Genomic DNA, 17,479 nt, shown 5'->3' with positions numbered 1-17,479 from the left:
TGGATCAGCATGATAGCGGGGCTGCGCATTTCTTGCCGGGCAGGGCCGATTTTGACCTTGCCCGGCATGCTGATCAGCAATCATTCAAAGGCCATACAACCACCATTCAGCTGTCGCGCAGCACCGTGCGAAAGCCGATATGCGCGGCGCCCAGGTCCGCTTCCTGCGCTTCGCGGGCCGAGGCGCGGTAGCGCACGCAAAAGTCGGGCGAACACAGGAAGGAGCCGCCCTTGATGACCATGGGCTGGTTGGGCTGCAGCGGCAGCGCGCGCCGCGACACGGCGGCCACGGCGGCCGTGTCGCCATTCGCGTGCGCCTGGTGCGCGCCGCTGTAGGCGTCGCGCGTCCATTCCCAGGCATTGCCGATCATGTCATACAAGGCAAAGGCGTTGGCCTGATAGCAGCCGACGGGCGCCAGACCCGCGTGATGGTCTTGCTGCGTATTGAGCAGAGGGAACGCGCCTTGCCAGTAATTGGCCGTCGGCTGGCGCTGGCTGTCGACGGGCGCCTTGTCCAGCTCGGCGTCGCTGCGGCCCGCCTTGGCCGCGTATTCCCATTCCGCTTCCGTGGGCAGGTCGCGCCCCAGCCAGCGCGCATAGGCCAGCGCATCGGCTTGCGTCACCATGGTGACGGGCGTGTTGCCGGCAGGCGCGCCAGATGCGGGACCGGTGGGATGGCGCCAGTCGGCGCCCTTCACATACGACCACCATGCGTAGGGCCGCCGGGCCAGCTCTTCCTGCGTGGGCTGCTGGAAGACGACGGCGCCGCCTTCCTGTTCCGCCTGCGTCACGTAGCCGGTGGCCTGCACGAAGGCGGCGAACTGGGCGTTGCTCACTTCCGTCTGGTCCATCCAGAAGCCGGCCACTGCCTGCGACGCCGTGGCCGGGCGCTCATCGGCATAGCCTTGCTGGCTGCCGAGGGTAAAGTCGCCCGATGGTATCCAGGCCATGCCCGCCTGTTTCTGCCGGCCCCAGCTTGCGGGCAATCCTGTACCCGCCGCGCACAGCGCTTCGCTGCCCAGCGCCGCCGGCACGGGCCGGGCGGCAGCCTGGGCGGTAGCCAGCCGGTCGCAGCCGCTCAGCTGCAGGCCGGCCAGCAGCATGGCGGCCAGGGAGGCGATGCGCAGCCTCATGGGTGGCCCGCCGCGGCTTTTTTATCATCGTTGGGCTCGGCGGGGAACTTGGTGCCGTAGAAGCCGCCCGGACGCAGCGGTTCGACGCCGCCCACTTGCCGCATATAGGTCTTCCATTGCGCCACCAGCTGCGCCGTCAGTGCCGCATGCTGGCCCGCCACGTCATGGTTTTCACCGCGGTCCGTGTGCAGGTCGAACAGCTGCCAGGCGCCGGAAACGGGGCCTTGCGGCGGTTCCGCCCAGACGGCTTTCCAGCGGCCATCGGCGCTGAACAGGTAGGCGCGGCCATACGACTCGTCGCCGAACGGCGCCGTGTGCACGGGACCGGCATGGCGCTCCTGCAGCAGCGGCAGCAGCGATTTGCCCGTGATGGGGTAGACATGGCGCGCGCCATGCACGACCTTGCCCAGGTTGCGGTCGCGTCCCGTCTTCGCGTCGATGTCGGCCGGCGCCGGCTGCGAGGGCGCGGCGATGCCGGCCAGGTCGAGGAAGGTGGCCGTATTGTCCGTCACGAAGGTAAAGGCGCGCAGGGGCGCGGCACCCTGCTGCTGGCCCGGCAGGCGCACGATCAGCGGCGTCGAGACGCCCCCTTCGTGGAAGTTGCCCTTGACGTTGCGGAACGGCGCCGCGCTCACCTCGGCCCAGCGCAAGCCGTACTGCAGGCGCTGCGCGCTGGCCTTGCCATTGTCGCGGCCCAGCTGCGCATAGGCTTCGGGCTGGGCGTTGGCTTCGTCGGTGCGTTTCGGATCGTCGCCGCCATTGATGGGCCAGCCTTCGGCGCCGTTATCGGACTGGAACATGATGAAGGTATTCTCGTACTCGCCGATATCCTTCAGGTGCTGGATCAGCAGGCCGATGTTGTGGTCGAGGTTATCCACCATCCCCGCGTAGATTTCCATGTAGCGCGCCTGGGCTTTTTTCTCCAGCGGCGTCAGGCTGTCCCAGCGCTTGTTGACATTGCCGGGGCCATGGTCGACATAGCCCAGTTCCGCGCCATGGTTGGCGTTCACGTAGCGCGCCCGTGGCGTGTCGTTGTTGGCGCTGGCCGGCGTGCGCGTGGGCAGGTCGGGCACGCCGCCGAACGGCGTGAAGTCGGCGGGAATGATGCCCAGTTCCTTCATGCGCGCGATGCGCGCGGCGCGCACCACCTCGTAGCCCTGGTCATAGCGGCCCTTGTATTTGCTCAGGTAGGGCTCCGGCACTTGCAGCGGCCAGTGCGGCGAGGTGTAGGCGGCGTAGGCAAAGAAGGGCTTGCCGTCGCCGCGCCGGGAATCGATGTAGCTGATCAGCTTTTGCGTATAGAAATCGGTGGAATAAAACGCTTCCGGGCTGCCGCCCGGCGTGCCGGGCTCGCCGGGGCGCACATAGCGGCCGTCTTCCGTGTAGTTGCGCGAATCGGCCGGCTCATGGCCGAAGTGATTGCGCGCCGCGCCCGGCAACAGGGCGTAGCTGCGCTCGAAGCCCCACTGGTCGGGCGTCTTGCCCTTGTTGGCGGCGCCGCCGACGATGCTGGAACCGAGGTGCCATTTGCCGGCCATGTAGGTGTGGTAGCCGCCATCGTTGAGCAATTGCGCCACCGACAGGGCGCTGTTGTTCAGGTAGCCCTCGTAGCCGGGCAAGCCGCGCCGCTCGTCGCGCGGCGCGCCCATCGTGCCTTCGCCGACCAGGTGGTGGTCGGTGCCGGAAATGAGCATCGAGCGCGTGATGGCGCAGACGGTGCCCGTATGGTGGTTGGTCAGCAGGCGCCCGCCGCGCGCCAGGGCGTCGAGATTGGGCGTCTCGATTTCGCCGCCAAAGGCGCCGATGTCGGAATAGCCGAGGTCATCGGCCATGATGTAGAGGATGTTCGGCCTTTTCGCCGCCGGCGCGGCGGGCGTGACGGGTGTAGCGAGGATGGTGGTAGTGGGCGTCACGTCCAGCGCGCCATACGCGCTGAGGGTGGCGGCCAGGCCGCTCAGGGCCAGGATGGTGCCGATCTTGCGGCCATGGCGGCGGGGGAGGGCAGGAGTGGTCATATCAGCTTTCCAGGATTTAAAGATCGATGCGGGCATTCAACGAAATGGTGCGCGGCGCGCCGGCCTGCAGCGCGTTCGAGCCGGTGGAATTCCAGTAGGCGCGGTTGGCCAGGTTGCTGATTTCCAGGCGGTAACTGACGGCGTTTTCGCCCAGGCGGCTGCGGTAGGCGCCGCCCGCGCTGGCCAGGGTGACGGCCGGCACGCTCCAGGCATTGGCGCTGTTGGCCGCCTGCGCGCCCACATAGCTGGCGTTGGCATGCAGTGACAGGCCGGACACGGCACGCACCTTGGCGTTCACGCCCAGCGCCGCCTGGAAGCGCGGCGTGCTTTCGATGCGGTTGCCGACGATGGCGGGACTGGTGGCCTGATACGTGGCGTCGAGCCAGGTGGCGCCGGCCGTCGCTTCGAGGTCGCGCGTGAGGTCAGCGCGGCCGTTCAGCTCCAGCCCCTGGTAGCGCAGTTCGCCGCCCTGCACGTAAATGCCCTGGCTGTTGCTGCTGTAGTCGGCGTAGGCGGCGCCGCGCCTGATGCGGAACAAGGCGGCGCTGGCGCCCCATTTCGCGTGGTCGGCCTTCAGGCCGAATTCCACTTGCCGGCTTTTCAGCGGGGCCAGCACGGTATTCGCATTCGCGTAGACATTCGAGACGGTGCCGCCGTCTTCCAGCGCTTCCACGTAATTGCCGTACACGGTCAGCTGGCTTGACGGCTGGTACAGCAGGGCCACGGTGGGCGTGAGCGGTTTCTTGTGATAGTGGCTGGTGCGCGCGCCGCTGGCGGCGAAGTTGTTGTTCTCGTAGTCCATGTAGCGCAAGCCCGCCAGCAGCGACCAGTGCGGCGCGAATGCCACCGTGTCGCTGAGGAAGACCGATTTCTGCGTGTAGTCGGAAATGGTGTAGAAGGCCTGGCGGTTGACGTTCGAGGTATCGACCAGCACGGGTGGCGCCTGGTACAGATTGCCCGTGGTCTTGCCGCTGAAAATGCTCAGCGACGGCGTCACGTTGAGCGTGCGGTCCAGCGTCTGATAATTGAAGCCGGCGGCGATCTTGTGCACGATGGCACCCGTGTGAACGTTGCCTTCGAGCATGCCTTGCAGCGAGTCATACGTCAGCGTGGGCGCGTAGAACGGGTTCAGGCGGTTGCTGTAGCCGCCCGACTGGCTCGTCAGGTACAACGTCTCATAGGCGCTGTCGATGCGCTTTTCCGTATGGCCATAGCTGACATTGGCTTGCCAGTCGCTATTGATCTTCCACGCCAGCGCCGTACTGGCCAGCCACATGGTCGAATCATAATAGGTGCTGGCATAGGCGCCCAGGTCGCGCTTGCCGCTGACGGGAGCGGGCAGGGCGCTGCGCACGGGATACACGGCCAGCGACATGGTCGGCACGCCGCCTTGCAAGTCGCGCTCCTGGTACAGCAACTGCGCGCTCCAGGTCAGGCCGGGCTGCAGGCGCGCATCGACGGCCAGCGCGCCCGCCTTGCGGCGCAGATCGGCGCCGTTGTACGTTTCGCCCTGCTCGTGCGACAGGTTGACGCGGTAGCCATAGCGGCCATCCTCGCCCGCGCGGCCGCCCACGTCGATGTGCTGGCTGAACACGCCGCTGTCCGTGTAGCCGATGTCGGCGCTGAACAGGGGATGCTCGACGGGCTTTTTCGAAACGTAATTGATGATGCCGCCCGGCGCGCTGAAGCCGTACAAGAAGCCCGTGGCGCCTTTCAGCAGCTGCACCGATTCGAACATCTCCAGCGGCAGTTCGACGCCATACATCTGGAAGGGCTGGCCATCGATCTTGTAGCCGTTGGTGAAATCGAGGGTCAGGCCGCGCACGCTGACGGCGTAGGCGCTTTGCGTGTAGGTGCCGCCTTTCGACGCCACCGAAGCGTCATCGGCAAACAGCGTGCCCAGGCTCTTGATCTGCCGGTCCTCGATCTGTGCGCTGCTGACCTGGGCCGTGGAAAACGGCGTTTCCAGGTCCGAGCGCGCACCGAGGGCGCCCGCCGCCAGCCGCTCCGCCGGGGCGCGGTCGCCGTTGACGGTGATGACGGCGATTGGGCCGGCCGCGGCGGCGGCCGATTCCGCCGCCGCGTCCGCCGTATCGCCTGCCGCCTGCGCCTGCAGGCCTGCACCCAGCATCAGGGTGGTGAAGAGGCTCAGTGTGCGGTAGCCTTGCGCTGCCTGTCGTTGCTTCATTGCGTCTGCTTTCATGTCAAAGGTGCGGTCAGCTCATGCGGACAGGCGTGTCGCGGCCTGGCCGGCGTGGCCATGGAAAATGGAGAGGGTGATGCTGCGTGGTGCCCGGTGCTGGTAGCAGGGGCGGGGAATCAGTGCGCCGCCATGGCGCGCCATGGTGCTTCAGCCGTGGTAACGGCTGTTTCAACGAGAAACATCATAGAGGCCGCCTGACGCCGATGGAACGACTGATTTCGTATAAGGTAAGCCGGTAAATGTTGCAGGCAAAAAAATCCCGGCGATCGTTGCCGACGGCCGGGAAAAGGGTATACGGGGATATACCGAGGGAGGAAGATTTACTGCTGCTGCGCCAGCTCCGCATGCACCTGCGCCGTGATTTCATACGAGCGCAGGCGGTGCTGGTGCTCGAAAATCTGCGAGGTGATCATCAGCTCGTCGGCGCCCGTTTCGGCGATGAAGGAAGCCATCTTCGCCTTCACCGTTTGCGGCGCGCCGATGGCCGTGCACGACAGGACGGAATCGAGCATGGCGCGTTCCTGCGGGCCCAATTGCTCCAGATAGCCGGGCACGGGCGGCTGCAAACGCGACGGGCGGCCCGTGCGCAGGTTGACGAACGCCTGCTGCATCGAGGTGGCGCGCAGGTGCGCTTCGGCATCCGTGTCGGCGGCGAACACATTAAAGCCCAGCATCACATACGGTTTGGCCAATTGTTTTGACGGCTTGAAGTGCTCGCGGTAATACGCCACCGCTTGCAGCATCATCTGCGGCGCGAAGTGCGAGGCGAACGCATACGGCAAGCCCAGGTGGGCGGCCAGCTGGGCGCCGAACAGGCTCGACCCCAGTATCCACACGGGCACTTTCGCGCCCTTGCCGGGCACGGCCAGCACGCGCTGGCGCGGCTCGTCGGACATGTAGTCGATCAGTTCCAGCACGTCCTGCGGAAACTGTTCCGCGTCGGACTGCAGGTCGCGGCGCAGCGCGCGCGCCGTGGTCTGGTCGGAGCCGGGCGCGCGGCCCAGGCCCAGGTCGATGCGGCCCGGGTGCAGCGCTTCCAGCGTGCCGAACTGTTCCGCGATGACGAGCGGCGAATGGTTCGGCAGCATGACGCCGCCCGCACCCACGCGGATGGTTGTCGTGCCGGCCGCCACATGGGCGATGACGACGGCCGTGGCGGCGCTGGCGATGCCGGGCATGCCGTGGTGTTCGGCCAGCCAGTAGCGGTTATAGCCCCAGCGTTCGCCGTGCTGCGCCAGGTCCAGCGTGTTCTTGAACGACTGGCTGGCGTTGCTGCCTTCGGCGATGGGCGCGAGGTCGAGTATGGAAAATGGAATCATGGTAGCGATATCGGGACGTGGTGGAAAATCACAATGGACGATTTGTCTATCCCCTGACGCTGGCAGGGTCACCCAGGACAGCGTGGCGGGGAAGACAGGCTGGACACATGATAATGCGAATCGGGAATTTGCGTACTGATCGGTAAAAAACTCGTATCGATTGGAAATCGGTGCGGGCGATACGTCAGGAATTATGGTGAAATGATGAAGAACATAGAAGCTGGAAAATTGCCGGGACGGGGCACGGAAAACGGCGTCAACGCCATCAACATGCTGGCCGACGCGCTGGAACTGAACATCAATTTACGCCGGTTTCCCAACGCCGTCAGCTTCGGTCCGGCCATGCCGCATGCGGTGTACAGGGGGCATGCCGAAGACGAGTTCATCACGGAAAAACAGCTGCTGCTGAACTTGCAGATATACGGCCGTGCTGATCGAGCTGGCGAAATAGCGGCTTGCAAAAATAGAAGGAAGTCATAGACTGCAAGCCTGAGACAAATCCGGGCGCCGAACTTTTTATGCGCATGCCGGTCTTACGTTTCCATGTAGGAAGGGAGCAGCTATGCATGCACAACAGGAAGCCCGGCTGGCGCCAGGCAGGGCAGGCGGGATCGTGCCGCGCCTGAACCCGGACGAGGAGTGGTCATGAACTGGCCGCTGGAACTGGAAGTGGCGCACAAGCTGGCGCAGATGCGGGGCTGGCTGGAACAGGAGCGTGCCGGTGCCGTGCGCCTGCGGGGCGTGGACTGGTTTGCGTGGGCCACGGCGGGCGCGTCGAACAGCCATTGTCATACGGCCGAGTGCGGCTGCGCGGAAGTGCTGGTGACGCGCGACGCGGCCTACATCCTGACGGACGAAGCCGAAGCCATGCGCATGCGCGAGGAAGAAGTGCGCGGGCCATGGACGTGGCAAGTGTCGCCCTGGATGCAGCCGCAGCTGTATGAATTGCGCGAGCATTTCGTGCAGCATGTGGCCGGTGGTGCGCCTGTCCTGTCCGACCGGCCAGGCTTGCACGAGCGCAGCCTGCCCGTGGCCTTGCGCGAAGAGCGGCTGGTGCTGCTGGAATCGGAGCAACTGCGTTATCGGCAGGTGGGGCAGCTGGCTGCCGGCGCGGCCGCCGATGCGCTGCGCCAGGCCCGTCCCGACTGGAGCGAGCTGGAACTGGCTGCCGCCTGCGTGCGCGCGCTGTGGCTGCGGGGCTTGCAAGCCGTGCACGTGCTGGTCAGCGGCGAGGAGCGCCAGCAGCGGTATCGGCGCGCGCCGCCGGCCCAGGTGGTGCTGGGCACGCAAGCCGTGCTGGCCCTGTGCGCGCGGCGTTTCGGCCTGTGCGCCAGCCTCAGTCGTCAACGCCGCTTCGGCCCGGCGCAGCATCGCGCCGATGGCGTGGCGCTGGTGATGGGCGATGCCGATGCCGCCATGCTGGCGCTGGAAGCGGTGGCGCTCGACGCTTGCGAAACGGGCCATGCGCTGAGCATGGTGTATCACGCGCTCGACAGCGCCTACGCGTACGCAGGCCAGCCCGATACGGTGCGTACCAGCCGGCAGGGCGGCATCCATGGCTACCTGGCGCCCGAAGTGGCGGCCGGCGCGCACACGGAAATCCTCCTCAAGCGGGGCATGGCGCTGGCCTTCCACCCCAGCTTGCCCGGCAGCACGGTGGAAGACACCTTTCTGCTCGACGGTAACCAATTGCATAACCTGACGCATGACCCGGCCTGGCCCTCGGCCATGGTGCAGGGGCGCAGCCGCCCGCTGACCCTGGCCTTGGCCTGATTGATGCGGCCGGCCATGTGCGCAAAATATCGGCAAACCCCGGCACCTGTCAATAGCGCTGCATCACGCCTTTTTGCACGCTGACCCGGTCGCCGATCTGGAAGGCGGGCTGGGTGTTTTGCATGAAGGTGCGCGTCGTGCCGTCGTCCAGGCGCAAGGTGACGCGGTACAGCATATTGTCCGCCGCGCCCGAGGTGCTGCCGGCGGTGCCCGATGTGCCCGCCTGCATGTCGGCACTGCCTTGATCCATGCCACGCGGTACGGTTTCTATCGACTGTACCGTCGCTGAACTGATGTTCATGCTGGACTGATCCGTATCGCTGCGCATGCCGCTGGCTGGCATGCTGCTTTGCGGCGTCGTGCCGGCCGGTGCGGCATAGGTCTCGCCGCTATTGCTGCGCGCCAAGCTGGTACTGTCCGTGGAATGACAGGCTACCAGCAAGGTACAGGCCAGGCCGGCCAGCAGCAGGGTTTTTTTCGATCTCATCTTGGTCTCCTCATGGTCGAACACTCAGGATCGGCACCCGCGATGATGCGGATAGCAGCGATGGCTGCATGTAAGAGCGTGGTGGCGCACGGATGTTCTGCAGCCGTCATCAGCGATTGAGCTAGATCAAGTGTCTAATTGCCGTGCTTGGTATAAACGATGCTGGTAATCACTAGGTCGTGCACCCCGCACGATTCCTCACTGTTGAACCGGGAGAAAAAATGTCATCTGGTCCTACCGCAAAACTGATCGATGAGTTGGTGCTGGCTGTCGTCGGCACTGCGCGCGATGCCCGTGCGCGCCATGTACTGGCGCAGGCCTTGCATGGCCTGGTGCGGCTGGCGCGCTCGGAACAGTTGCTGGACATGCAGCGCGATGCTGCACGCGCCATGGGGGCCGGCAGCCGGCGCGAGACGCGCGCCCTGATGCGGCGCCTTGGCGCGCGCAGCCAAGGGCAGTTGCCGCTGGCATTGCAGGATAGCGAGGCAGACCGCGCCTGACGGGCGGTCATGCCCGCTTCAGGCGTTCGCTTGCGGCGTCCCCTTGCCGAGGGCAGAGGCGACCATTTTGGGCCAGAGAAAACACAGCGGCAGGCAGACCGCCGCGGCGGCCGTGATATCGACCACCCAGTCGCTCACGGCGCCATGGCGGTACGGCAGGAAACTCTGGATGAATTCGTCCAGCGCGCCCATGGCCGCCACCATCAGCAGCGACAGCAGCGCCCGGCGGGCCATGCCGCCGCCCGTGCCGCTGAACAGGATCAGGGCCAGTACGCCATAGCCGAAGGAATGCAGCACGCCGCCCGACGCATATTGGCCCACGTCGGCGCGCACGCCCGGGATGTCGCCGATCAAAATCACCAGGGCATACAACACCAGGGCCGTGCGGTAGCGCAGGCGTGCGTAGCGGTCGGAAAAACAGAGTTCGGGCAAGGGTACAGGCATGGTGCGTCAGGACAGGTGGAAAGGCAGTCACAATATCATGGCCATGGCGGGCCACCGTGTTTTTGCGCAAGAGCTTGCCGGACAGGCAAAAAAAGGCCCGCGGGGGCGCGGGCCAAAAACCCAAATGAAATGGGTCAAGAGTGAGAGTTGCTCGGTACTCACCATGTCGTGCGCCTTGCCGGCGCCCGCCACGGTCATGAAAGGGGAGTGGTGTGCCATCGCGGCACACCTGTCTGTAGTCAGGCATATCGGTTGCCTGTACAGCAGATGAAGCAAGTATAGGGGGCGAAAATGACGGGCCTATGACACGCCGCAACATTTCTTACAGCGCAGGCATATTTACTGGAAAAATCGGGCGACATGGCAAAAATGGCCATGTTTCATTCGTGATAGCAAAAAAAAAGCCCGCTGGTGAAAGCGGGCTTAAAACTATTTTCTTGGAGGAGAATAGTGGAGACAGGTGCATTATGCTGCGTCGCACGATATGTGTCTAATGGTCTTTTCAGATATCTATTATGCTTTTTTGATATAACTTGATTGTTTCACTCTTTCACGGGCACCGTGTAGTTGAGCGCCATGCGTCCGCCATCGACATAGATGGTCTGGCCCGTCATGTAGGTGGCGTCGTCGCTGGCCAGGAAGGCGGCGATGCCTGCCACTTCTTCCGGTTCGCCGCAGCGGCCCAGCGGCGTGCGCGACAGGATCGTGTGGCGCGCCTCGGGACTCGACAGCACCGCCTGCCTGGCCAGTTCCGTCAGGATGGTGCCCGGGCCGATGCCGTTCACGCGCACGCCATGCGAGGCAAGATTCAAGGCCATGACCTTGGTCAGCTGGTTGATGGCGCCTTTCGACACCACGTACGGCACCTGGTTCGGAATCGCCAGCTCCGCATTCACGCTGGACATATTGATGATGCAGCCGCTGTTGCGCTTGACCATCTCGCGCGCCACGGCCTGGCCGCACAGGAACATCGATTTCAGGTTGATGCGCATGACCCGGTCGAAATCGTCTTCGCAGACATCGAGGAAATCGGCCGCGTGCGTCACGCCCGCATTGTTGACGAGGATATCGATGTGGCCGAACTGCGCCAGCGTTTCCTTCAGCATGGCGTCCACGTCCGCCTTCTGGCTGACGTCGGCGCAAAAGAAGCGCGCCTGCGGGCCGAGCGCGGCCGCCGCCTGCGCGCCCTCTTCCTTGATGTCGACCAGCATCACTTGCGCCCCTTCGGCGATCAGGCGGGTGGCGCAGGCCAGGCCGATGCCTTGCGTGGCGCCCGTGACGATGGCGGTTTTATTGACAAGTTTCATGTAATCACCTCGGCGGAAAGGAATCAGAGGAGGATGGGTTCGTTCGGCAACTGGTTGCCGCGCGTGCCATCGGCGGGGAAGTGGCTTTGCAGCAAGGTATTCAGCTGCTGCAAGGCATTCAGCGTGCTGTCGTGGTAATTGCCATCCTTGAAACCTTTGGTCATGGTGCGGCATACGCCTTGCCATTGCTCCGGCGTCACGCGGCGGCCCACATTGCGGTCGGCGACGATATCGACCTGGTGTTCGGCCAGGTTGATATAGATCAGCACGCCGACGTTATCTTCCGTATCCCACACGCCATACTGGGCGAACAGTTCGCGCGCCCGCTCGCGGTTGCTCACGCCCTGGTAGGCCATGCCCGGCGTCAATGCCGCCTCGACGATCAGGCGCACTTCCGCCCGGTGCATCGCTTCACCGTCGGCAATCGCCGTCTCGATGGCTTTCAGGGTGCGTTCGGGAAAGGACTGGCGCGCCGTCGCCGGCGTGCCGCGCAAATGTTTTAAAGCGCGTCCGCAGCGCTGTCCGAATGTCAGATGTTTCGTCATTACCAATCTCCCGAGGCGCCGCCGCCGTCAAAACCGCCGCCGCCGCCACCGAAACCACCGCCACCGCCACCGCCAAAACCACCGCCGCCGCCGAAACCACCGCCGCCACCGCGGTTGTTCAGCGCCTGGCTCAAAATGCTGCCCAGCACGACACCGGTGGCGCCGCTGGACCAGTTGCTGCCGCGCTGCAGCCGGTTCGGCCCGCCGCGCGAACGGAACACGGTCACAAGCACAAGAAAGCCGAAGAACAGCAGCGGCAACCAGAAGGTCAGGCCGCCCGCTTCCACTGTGGCCGGCGCCTTCTGCTGTGCGGGAGCGGGGAATTGCTCCTGGTTCAGCAGGGTGGCAATCGCGCCCACGCCGGCGACCAGGCCGCCGTAATAGTCGTTTTGCTTGAAATGGGGGGCGATCACGTCTTGCAGGATGCGTTTCGATTGCGCATCCGTCAGCACGCCCTGCACGCCGCGGCCCGCTTCGATGCGCAGGCGGCGCAAGGACGATGGATTGTCTTTCGCCACCATCAGCAGCACGCCGTCATCGACGCCTTTGCGGCCCAGCTTCCAGGCATCCGTCACGCGGATGCTGTATTGCTCGATGGCTTCCGGTTCCGTGCTCTTGACCAGCAGCACGGCGATCTGGCTGCCCGTCTTGGCTTCGTAGTCGGCCAGCACGCCTTCCAGCGCCGCTTTTTGCTTGGCATCGAGCATGCCGGCGTTGTCCGTCACGCGCGCGGCCAGCGGCGGCACGGGCTGCAAGCCCTGCGCGCCGGCCGGCGGCATCGTCCACAGCAGCAGCGCCGTCGCCAGCGCCGCGAGGTAGGACCAGGCTTTCATCTTATTTGCCAAAGTTGACGGTCGGTGCGGTCGAGATCGCTTTTTCGTTTTCCACCGTGAACGATGGCTTGACCTTGTAGCCGAAGACCATGGCCGTCAGGTTGTTCGGGAAGCTGCGCGCATGCACGTTGTAATCCTGCACGGCGACGATGTAACGCTGGCGCGCCACCGTGATGCGGTTTTCCGTGCCTTCCAGTTGCGACTGCAAGTCACGGAAGCTGGTATCGGCCTTCAAGTCCGGGTATTTCTCGGACACCACCATCAGGCGCGACAGGGCCGACGACAGCTGCCCCTGCACTTGCTGGAATTTCTCGAACGCGGCCGGGTCGTTCAGCACTTCGGGCGTGATCTGGAAACTGGTGGCGGCGGCGCGCGCCTTGGTCACCGCTTCCAGCGTTTCGCGCTCGTGCGTGGCATAGCCCTTGACGGTATTGACCAGGTTGGGGATCAGGTCGGCGCGGCGCTGGTACTGGTTGACCACTTCGCCCCAGGCGGCCTTGGTGGCTTCATCCTTGCTCTGGAAGTCGTTGTAGCCGCAGCCCGTCAGGATGCCGGCCAGGATGGTGATGCTCAGCGTCAGGCGCAGCCATTGGGTGAATTGTTTGGTGATTTGCATGATGGTTTCCGTGCAGAGTAAAAGGGATGCGGCAAATATACCTGAAACGGCCCGCCATGTCGGTTTAATAAGCGCCAGCCGCTGCCACCGGCTGACTTGACAGGTCCGCGCCGCGTTACAATACGGGGTTTGCAACTGAATATAGAGAAGGTGTGCCGTGAATTTCATCAATAAATTATCCGCCGCATGGACGGCCAATAATTCCCTGCTGTGCGTGGGACTGGACCCAGATCTGGCGAAACTGCCGGCCGAACTGCGCGATCTGCCCGATGGAATCACCACCTTTTGCACGCGCATCATCGACGCCACGGCCGACCTGGCCTGCGCCTTCAAGCCGCAGATCGCGTATTTCGGCGCGCTGGGCGCGGAAAAGCAGCTGGAAGACATCTGCCGCTACGTGCGCGAAAATTACCCGCACATCCCGCTGATCCTCGACGCGAAGCGGGGCGACATCGGCGCGACGGCCACGCAATACGCGCGCGAAGCGTTCGAGCGCTATGGCGCCGACGCCGTCACCGTGAATCCCTACATGGGCGAGGATTCGCTCGATCCCTACCTGGCGTGGCAAGACCGCGGCGTGATCATCCTGTGCCGCACCTCGAACCCGGGCGGCTCGGACCTGCAATTCCTCGACACGGACGGCGTGCCCCTGTACCAGCGCGTGGCGCGCCTGGTGGCCGAGAAATGGAACAAGAATGGCCAGTGCGCACTCGTCGTCGGCGCCACTTTCCCTGAAGAACTGGCGCAAGTGCGCGCCATCGTGGGCGACATGCCGCTGCTGGTGCCCGGCATCGGCGCCCAGGGCGGCGATATCGCCGCCACCGTCGGCGCGGGCCAGACGGCGAACGGCATGGGCATGATGATCAGCTCATCGCGCGCCATCATCTACGCCACGCCGCAAGCGGGCGAAGATTTCGCCGACGCGGCCCGCCGTGTGGCGATTGAAACGCGCGATGCGATCAATCAACACCGCGCAGCGTAGGTCGGACTAGCGGCGACGCCGCGTAATCCGACAACACCGGTAACGTCAACAATGTTGTCGGATTACGCGGGGCCTTGCCCCGCTAATCCGACCTACCCGGCCTGGTCCTTCAGTCGCGCATGGGCGCCACCATCTCCGCGTAATCGTACAGTTCACCGAGAATCTCTTCTCCCCGCTCATCGACGGATTCCGACAGCACGTCGATTTCCGTAAACAGCATTTCGATGGTGCGGGCACCGCCGTCGCCGTCGAACAGGCGGGCGGCGCGGTGCTGTTCCCAGCGCAGGCTTTCCGCTTCGCTCAGGGTTTGCGGGAAATTGCGCGCGCGATAGCGGAACAGCAATTCCTGCAGGCGCTCGTCGGCAAACGAGGGGCGGGCCGTGGCCAGCCTGGCCGGCGTGTCGCGGCGCAGCGATTCGAGCAGGCGGCGGTCGTCGTTGCTGACGAAACCGTTGTACAAATCCTCATCCACGTCCAGCGCGACGTTCGCGCCCGGACGCTGGAACACTTCGGCCCAGATGGCGTCCATGTTCGGCGCCGTGGCAGCCAGCTGGGCGTTGACCTTCGCCGCATCCACGTCGATGCCCCATTGCGCGGCCATGGCGGGCGACAGGGTCTTTAAATTGCCGACCAGCATGGGTGACTTGTTCAGGTGCACGCTTTTCACGGGCAGGCGCGTCATGCCTTCCGGCATGGCTTCCTTGCGCGCGAACAAACGCGTGCGGATGGTGTCGGCGTCCAGGCTGAACAGTTCGCGCGGATCGTAGGCGCAATCCCAGACGAGAATTTCATTTTTGTTGCTTGGATGCGTGGCCAGCGGCCAGACGATGCCCAGGCAGCCCCGTTCGGCGGGGAACATGCCGGACACGTGCAGGAAAGGCTGGCGCTCGCCAGCGGCCAGGTGCATGCCCATTTCGCTGGCGACCCGGTCCTTCTTGTGCAGGGCCAGGCAGAATTCGAACAGTTTCGGCTGTTTTTCGCGGATCAGGCGGGCCAGGGCGATGGTGGCGCGCACGTCGGACAGCGCATCATGCGCCGCTTCGTGGGCCAGGCCATTGGCCTTGCTCAAGTGTTCCAGCTTGAAACTGGTCTGGCCATCGTCGCGCTTTGGCCATTGAATGCCTTCCGGGCGCAGCGCGTGCGTCATGCGCACCACGTCGAGGATGTCCCAGCGGCCGCAATGGTTTTTCCATTCGCGCGCATACGGGTCGATCAGGTTGCGCCAGAACAGGAAACGCGTGACTTCATCGTCGAAACGGATGGTGTTGTAGCCGACGCCGATGGTGCCCGGTTCCGAAAAGGCCGCTTCGATGGTGGCGGCGAACTGGTGCTCCGGCACGCCCAGCTGCAAGCATTGCTGCGGCGTGATGCCCGTGATCAGGCACGCTTGTGGATCGGGCAGGAAATCATTTGCAGGCTGGCAATACAGCATGATGGGTTCGCCGATCTCGTTGAGTTCGGCATCCGTGCGGATGGCGGCGAACTGGGCCGGGCGGTCGCGGCGCGGCTGGGCGCCAAAGGTTTCGTAGTCGTGCCAAAGGAAAGTCTGGGTAGTCATTGATGTCGTTGCTTAATTGGTTATCTGGGCCGCTCAAGGAGTCGCTGCTACAGTTTTCTGAAAACCTGCCGATACTACACGAGAGGATGGTCATCACCGCGTTTCCCGCATGGTGGCATACATTGTCCGTTCAAGGAGGTCTATCGTGTCAATTCCCATCGCCGCAAGCGGCAATTCCACCCCTTCCGTGACTTCCGTCAGTACGGGTGTTGCCGGCAAGGACGATAAAGTCCAACAAAAGGACGGCGTCAACACTGAAATGAGCGTGAACGACCGCACCAAGCTGCAGTTGAATGCCTCCATCATGCAGGCGTCGCTGAATGTCTCGATCGGTTCGGAAAACGAGCCGCTGGCGCTGCTGTACAAGACGGCCATCACGAATATCAATGAAGCGCTGAAGGGCCAGTACGGCGACGATGCGATCCAGAATGCGGCCTCGCAAGACAATAGCGCCGAAGCGACGGCGAGCCGCATCGTATCGCTGTCGACGGGTTTTTTTGACGCGTTCAAAAAACAGAATCCCGGCCTGGACGACGATACGGCCCTGACCAAGTTCATGGACACCATCAGCGGCGGCATGGAAAAAGGCTTCAAGGAAGCGCGCGATATCCTGGGCGGCTTGAAAGTGCTGAATGGCGATATCGCCGGCAATATCGACAAGACGTACGAGCTGGTGCAGAAGGGTTATGCGGATTTCATCGCCGCGCACAGCAGCAAGAAGGACGACGCCGCCAAGCCGGATGCGGCCAAGCCGGCCGATAGCAAGGCTGCCTGAGCTACAGCATGACCCGGTTGCGGCCGCCAGCCTTCGCGCGATACAAAGCCGCGTCGGCCGTGGCGATCAGCGCCTCGTCGTCCTGTTCGGCCGCCAGGCTGGCCACGCCGAAGGAACCCGTGATGTGCGGCAGCGCGCTGCGCATGTCGGCGAAGATGACGGCCTGCTGCATGCGCTCGCACAGGCGCTCGGCCACCCGCAGGGCCACGTGTTCGTTGGTATCGGGCAAGATCACCATCATTTCCTCGCCACCATAGCGCACGGCAAAATCCGTGGGCCGCAGCGCTGCACCCAGCACTTGCGCGGCGATGCGCAGCGCCTGGTCGCCCGCCTGGTGGCCGTGCGTGTCGTTGAAGCGCTTGAAATGGTCGAGGTCTATCATCACCAGCGACAGCGGCGAGCCGCTGGCGTGGGCCGTGATGATCATGTTCGGCAGCAAATCAGTCAGCCAGGCACGGTTGTACAGGCCCGTCAGGCTGTCGACCATCGACAGCTGGCGGTAGAATTCGCCCAGTTTCTGACGCCGGCGCAGCAGGGCATTGGCGGCGCGGATGCGGAAGGACAGCAAGCGCAACAGGTTGCGCGCCAGGCCGTTCGATTGCTCGATCAATTCCCAGACGACGGCCGCGTCGATCACCAACAAGTCGGTTTCTTCCAGGGCGGAAATGGCGGCCAGGTTGCTCGCTTCATCGAGCACCGATTGTTCGCCCACGCTTTCGCCGGGCAAGACCTTGCTGACGGTGCCGTCATCCATGCCCGTGTGGGTGTCGGCCGCCACGGCCAGCGAGCCGCGCAGGACGATGTACAGGCTGGTGCCCTGGCTGTCGGCAATGGCTTCGCCCGCTTCGAGGCGCATGACGGGGCAGGGCGCCAGCATGGCGGCCGTCTGGCTGTCCGCAGCATCGCTAAATAGCTGTAAATCGCCGATGTTGCAGCCTGAAGCGCCGAAGTTACCGATCTGTTCCACAATCACACTTTCAAAAAGCCGGT

17 protein-coding genes are annotated in these 17,479 nt (G+C 64.2%); 5 read left to right on the top strand and 12 right to left on the bottom strand.

What is annotated here, in order from left to right:
* Positions 1-106 precede the first annotated feature (106 nt).
* The 4 genes from KY494_RS12050 to KY494_RS12035 all read right to left on the bottom strand — a co-directional run bounded on the left by KY494_RS12050 (position 107) and on the right by KY494_RS12035 (position 6,669).
* Positions 107-1,132, bottom strand: coding sequence for a formylglycine-generating enzyme family protein (locus KY494_RS12050; RefSeq protein ID WP_219891080.1), 1,026 nt, complete (start codon positions 1,130-1,132; stop codon positions 107-109).
* Positions 1,129-3,147: an arylsulfatase gene (locus tag KY494_RS12045; protein WP_219891079.1), complete on the bottom strand. Its 2,019-nt coding sequence runs from the start codon at positions 3,145-3,147 to the stop codon at positions 1,129-1,131. Before KY494_RS12045 ends, KY494_RS12050 begins: the two co-directional genes overlap by 4 nt.
* Positions 3,148-3,163: 16 nt before the next feature.
* Positions 3,164-5,335, bottom strand: a complete 2,172-nt coding sequence (locus tag KY494_RS12040) for a TonB-dependent siderophore receptor (protein ID WP_219891078.1) — start codon at positions 5,333-5,335, stop codon at positions 3,164-3,166.
* 335 nt (positions 5,336-5,670) lie between these two features.
* A complete protein-coding gene (locus KY494_RS12035) occupies positions 5,671-6,669 on the bottom strand; it encodes an LLM class flavin-dependent oxidoreductase (protein ID WP_219891077.1) in 999 nt (332 codons plus the stop codon).
* 201 nt (positions 6,670-6,870) lie between these two features.
* On the opposite strand from KY494_RS12035, the gene KY494_RS12030 reads away from it, so the two are divergent.
* Entirely contained in the window at positions 6,871-7,149 is a 279-nt protein-coding gene (locus tag KY494_RS12030) for a hypothetical protein (RefSeq protein ID WP_219891804.1), read from the top strand.
* 165 nt (positions 7,150-7,314) lie between these two features.
* On the top strand, positions 7,315-8,442 hold the full coding sequence (locus tag KY494_RS12025) for a peptidase M24 (RefSeq protein ID WP_219891076.1): 1,128 nt from the start codon (positions 7,315-7,317) through the stop codon (positions 8,440-8,442).
* 49 nt (positions 8,443-8,491) lie between these two features.
* Here KY494_RS12025 and KY494_RS12020 read toward each other — a convergent pair whose 3' ends face one another.
* Positions 8,492-8,929, bottom strand: coding sequence for a hypothetical protein (locus KY494_RS12020; RefSeq protein WP_219133152.1), 438 nt, complete (start codon positions 8,927-8,929; stop codon positions 8,492-8,494).
* 221 nt (positions 8,930-9,150) lie between these two features.
* On the opposite strand from KY494_RS12020, the gene KY494_RS12015 reads away from it, so the two are divergent.
* A complete protein-coding gene (locus KY494_RS12015) occupies positions 9,151-9,429 on the top strand; it encodes a hypothetical protein (RefSeq protein WP_219133153.1) in 279 nt (92 codons plus the stop codon).
* Between the two features lie 18 nt (positions 9,430-9,447).
* Here KY494_RS12015 and KY494_RS12010 read toward each other — a convergent pair whose 3' ends face one another.
* The 5 genes from KY494_RS12010 to KY494_RS11990 all read right to left on the bottom strand — a co-directional run bounded on the left by KY494_RS12010 (position 9,448) and on the right by KY494_RS11990 (position 13,174).
* Entirely contained in the window at positions 9,448-9,873 is a 426-nt protein-coding gene (locus KY494_RS12010) for a VanZ family protein (RefSeq protein WP_258194815.1), read from the bottom strand.
* A gap of 542 nt (positions 9,874-10,415) precedes the next feature.
* Positions 10,416-11,180 carry an SDR family NAD(P)-dependent oxidoreductase gene (locus KY494_RS12005; RefSeq protein WP_219891075.1) on the bottom strand — a complete coding sequence of 255 codons (765 nt, stop codon included), beginning with the start codon at positions 11,178-11,180 and terminating at the stop codon, positions 10,416-10,418.
* Positions 11,181-11,203: 23 nt separating this feature from the next.
* Entirely contained in the window at positions 11,204-11,725 is a 522-nt protein-coding gene (locus tag KY494_RS12000; RefSeq protein ID WP_219133156.1) for a TPM domain-containing protein, read from the bottom strand.
* Positions 11,725-12,558 carry a YgcG family protein gene (locus KY494_RS11995; RefSeq protein ID WP_219891074.1) on the bottom strand — a complete coding sequence of 278 codons (834 nt, stop codon included), beginning with the start codon at positions 12,556-12,558 and terminating at the stop codon, positions 11,725-11,727. The genes KY494_RS12000 and KY494_RS11995 overlap by 1 nt, the downstream gene beginning before the upstream one ends.
* Position 12,559: 1 nt before the next feature.
* The gene (locus KY494_RS11990) at positions 12,560-13,174 is read right to left on the bottom strand and encodes a LemA family protein (protein ID WP_258194814.1); all 615 of its coding nucleotides are present in this window, start codon (positions 13,172-13,174) and stop codon (positions 12,560-12,562) included.
* A gap of 157 nt (positions 13,175-13,331) precedes the next feature.
* Here KY494_RS11990 and pyrF point away from each other — a divergent pair, with 157 nt between their 5' ends.
* Positions 13,332-14,156: an orotidine-5'-phosphate decarboxylase gene (gene pyrF, locus KY494_RS11985; RefSeq protein ID WP_219891073.1), complete on the top strand. Its 825-nt coding sequence runs from the start codon at positions 13,332-13,334 to the stop codon at positions 14,154-14,156.
* A gap of 109 nt (positions 14,157-14,265) precedes the next feature.
* Here pyrF and sbcB read toward each other — a convergent pair whose 3' ends face one another.
* Complete coding sequence (gene sbcB, locus KY494_RS11980) at positions 14,266-15,714, bottom strand: exodeoxyribonuclease I (RefSeq protein WP_219891072.1); 1,449 nt, start codon at positions 15,712-15,714, stop codon at positions 14,266-14,268.
* A 145-nt stretch (positions 15,715-15,859) separates the two neighbouring features.
* Between sbcB and KY494_RS11975 the strand changes: the two genes are divergently transcribed.
* A complete protein-coding gene (locus KY494_RS11975; RefSeq protein WP_258194813.1) occupies positions 15,860-16,489 on the top strand; it encodes a DUF5610 domain-containing protein in 630 nt (209 codons plus the stop codon).
* A 1-nt stretch (position 16,490) separates the two neighbouring features.
* On the opposite strand, the gene KY494_RS11970 is transcribed toward KY494_RS11975, so the two are convergent.
* Positions 16,491-17,456 carry a GGDEF domain-containing protein gene (locus KY494_RS11970; protein ID WP_219891070.1) on the bottom strand — a complete coding sequence of 322 codons (966 nt, stop codon included), beginning with the start codon at positions 17,454-17,456 and terminating at the stop codon, positions 16,491-16,493.
* Positions 17,457-17,479: the final 23 nt, after the last annotated feature.

The organism is Janthinobacterium sp. PAMC25594, assembly GCF_019443505.1.
GTDB lineage: Bacteria > Pseudomonadota > Gammaproteobacteria > Burkholderiales > Burkholderiaceae_D > Janthinobacterium.
This window is presented reverse-complemented; position numbering and strand designations above follow the sequence as displayed.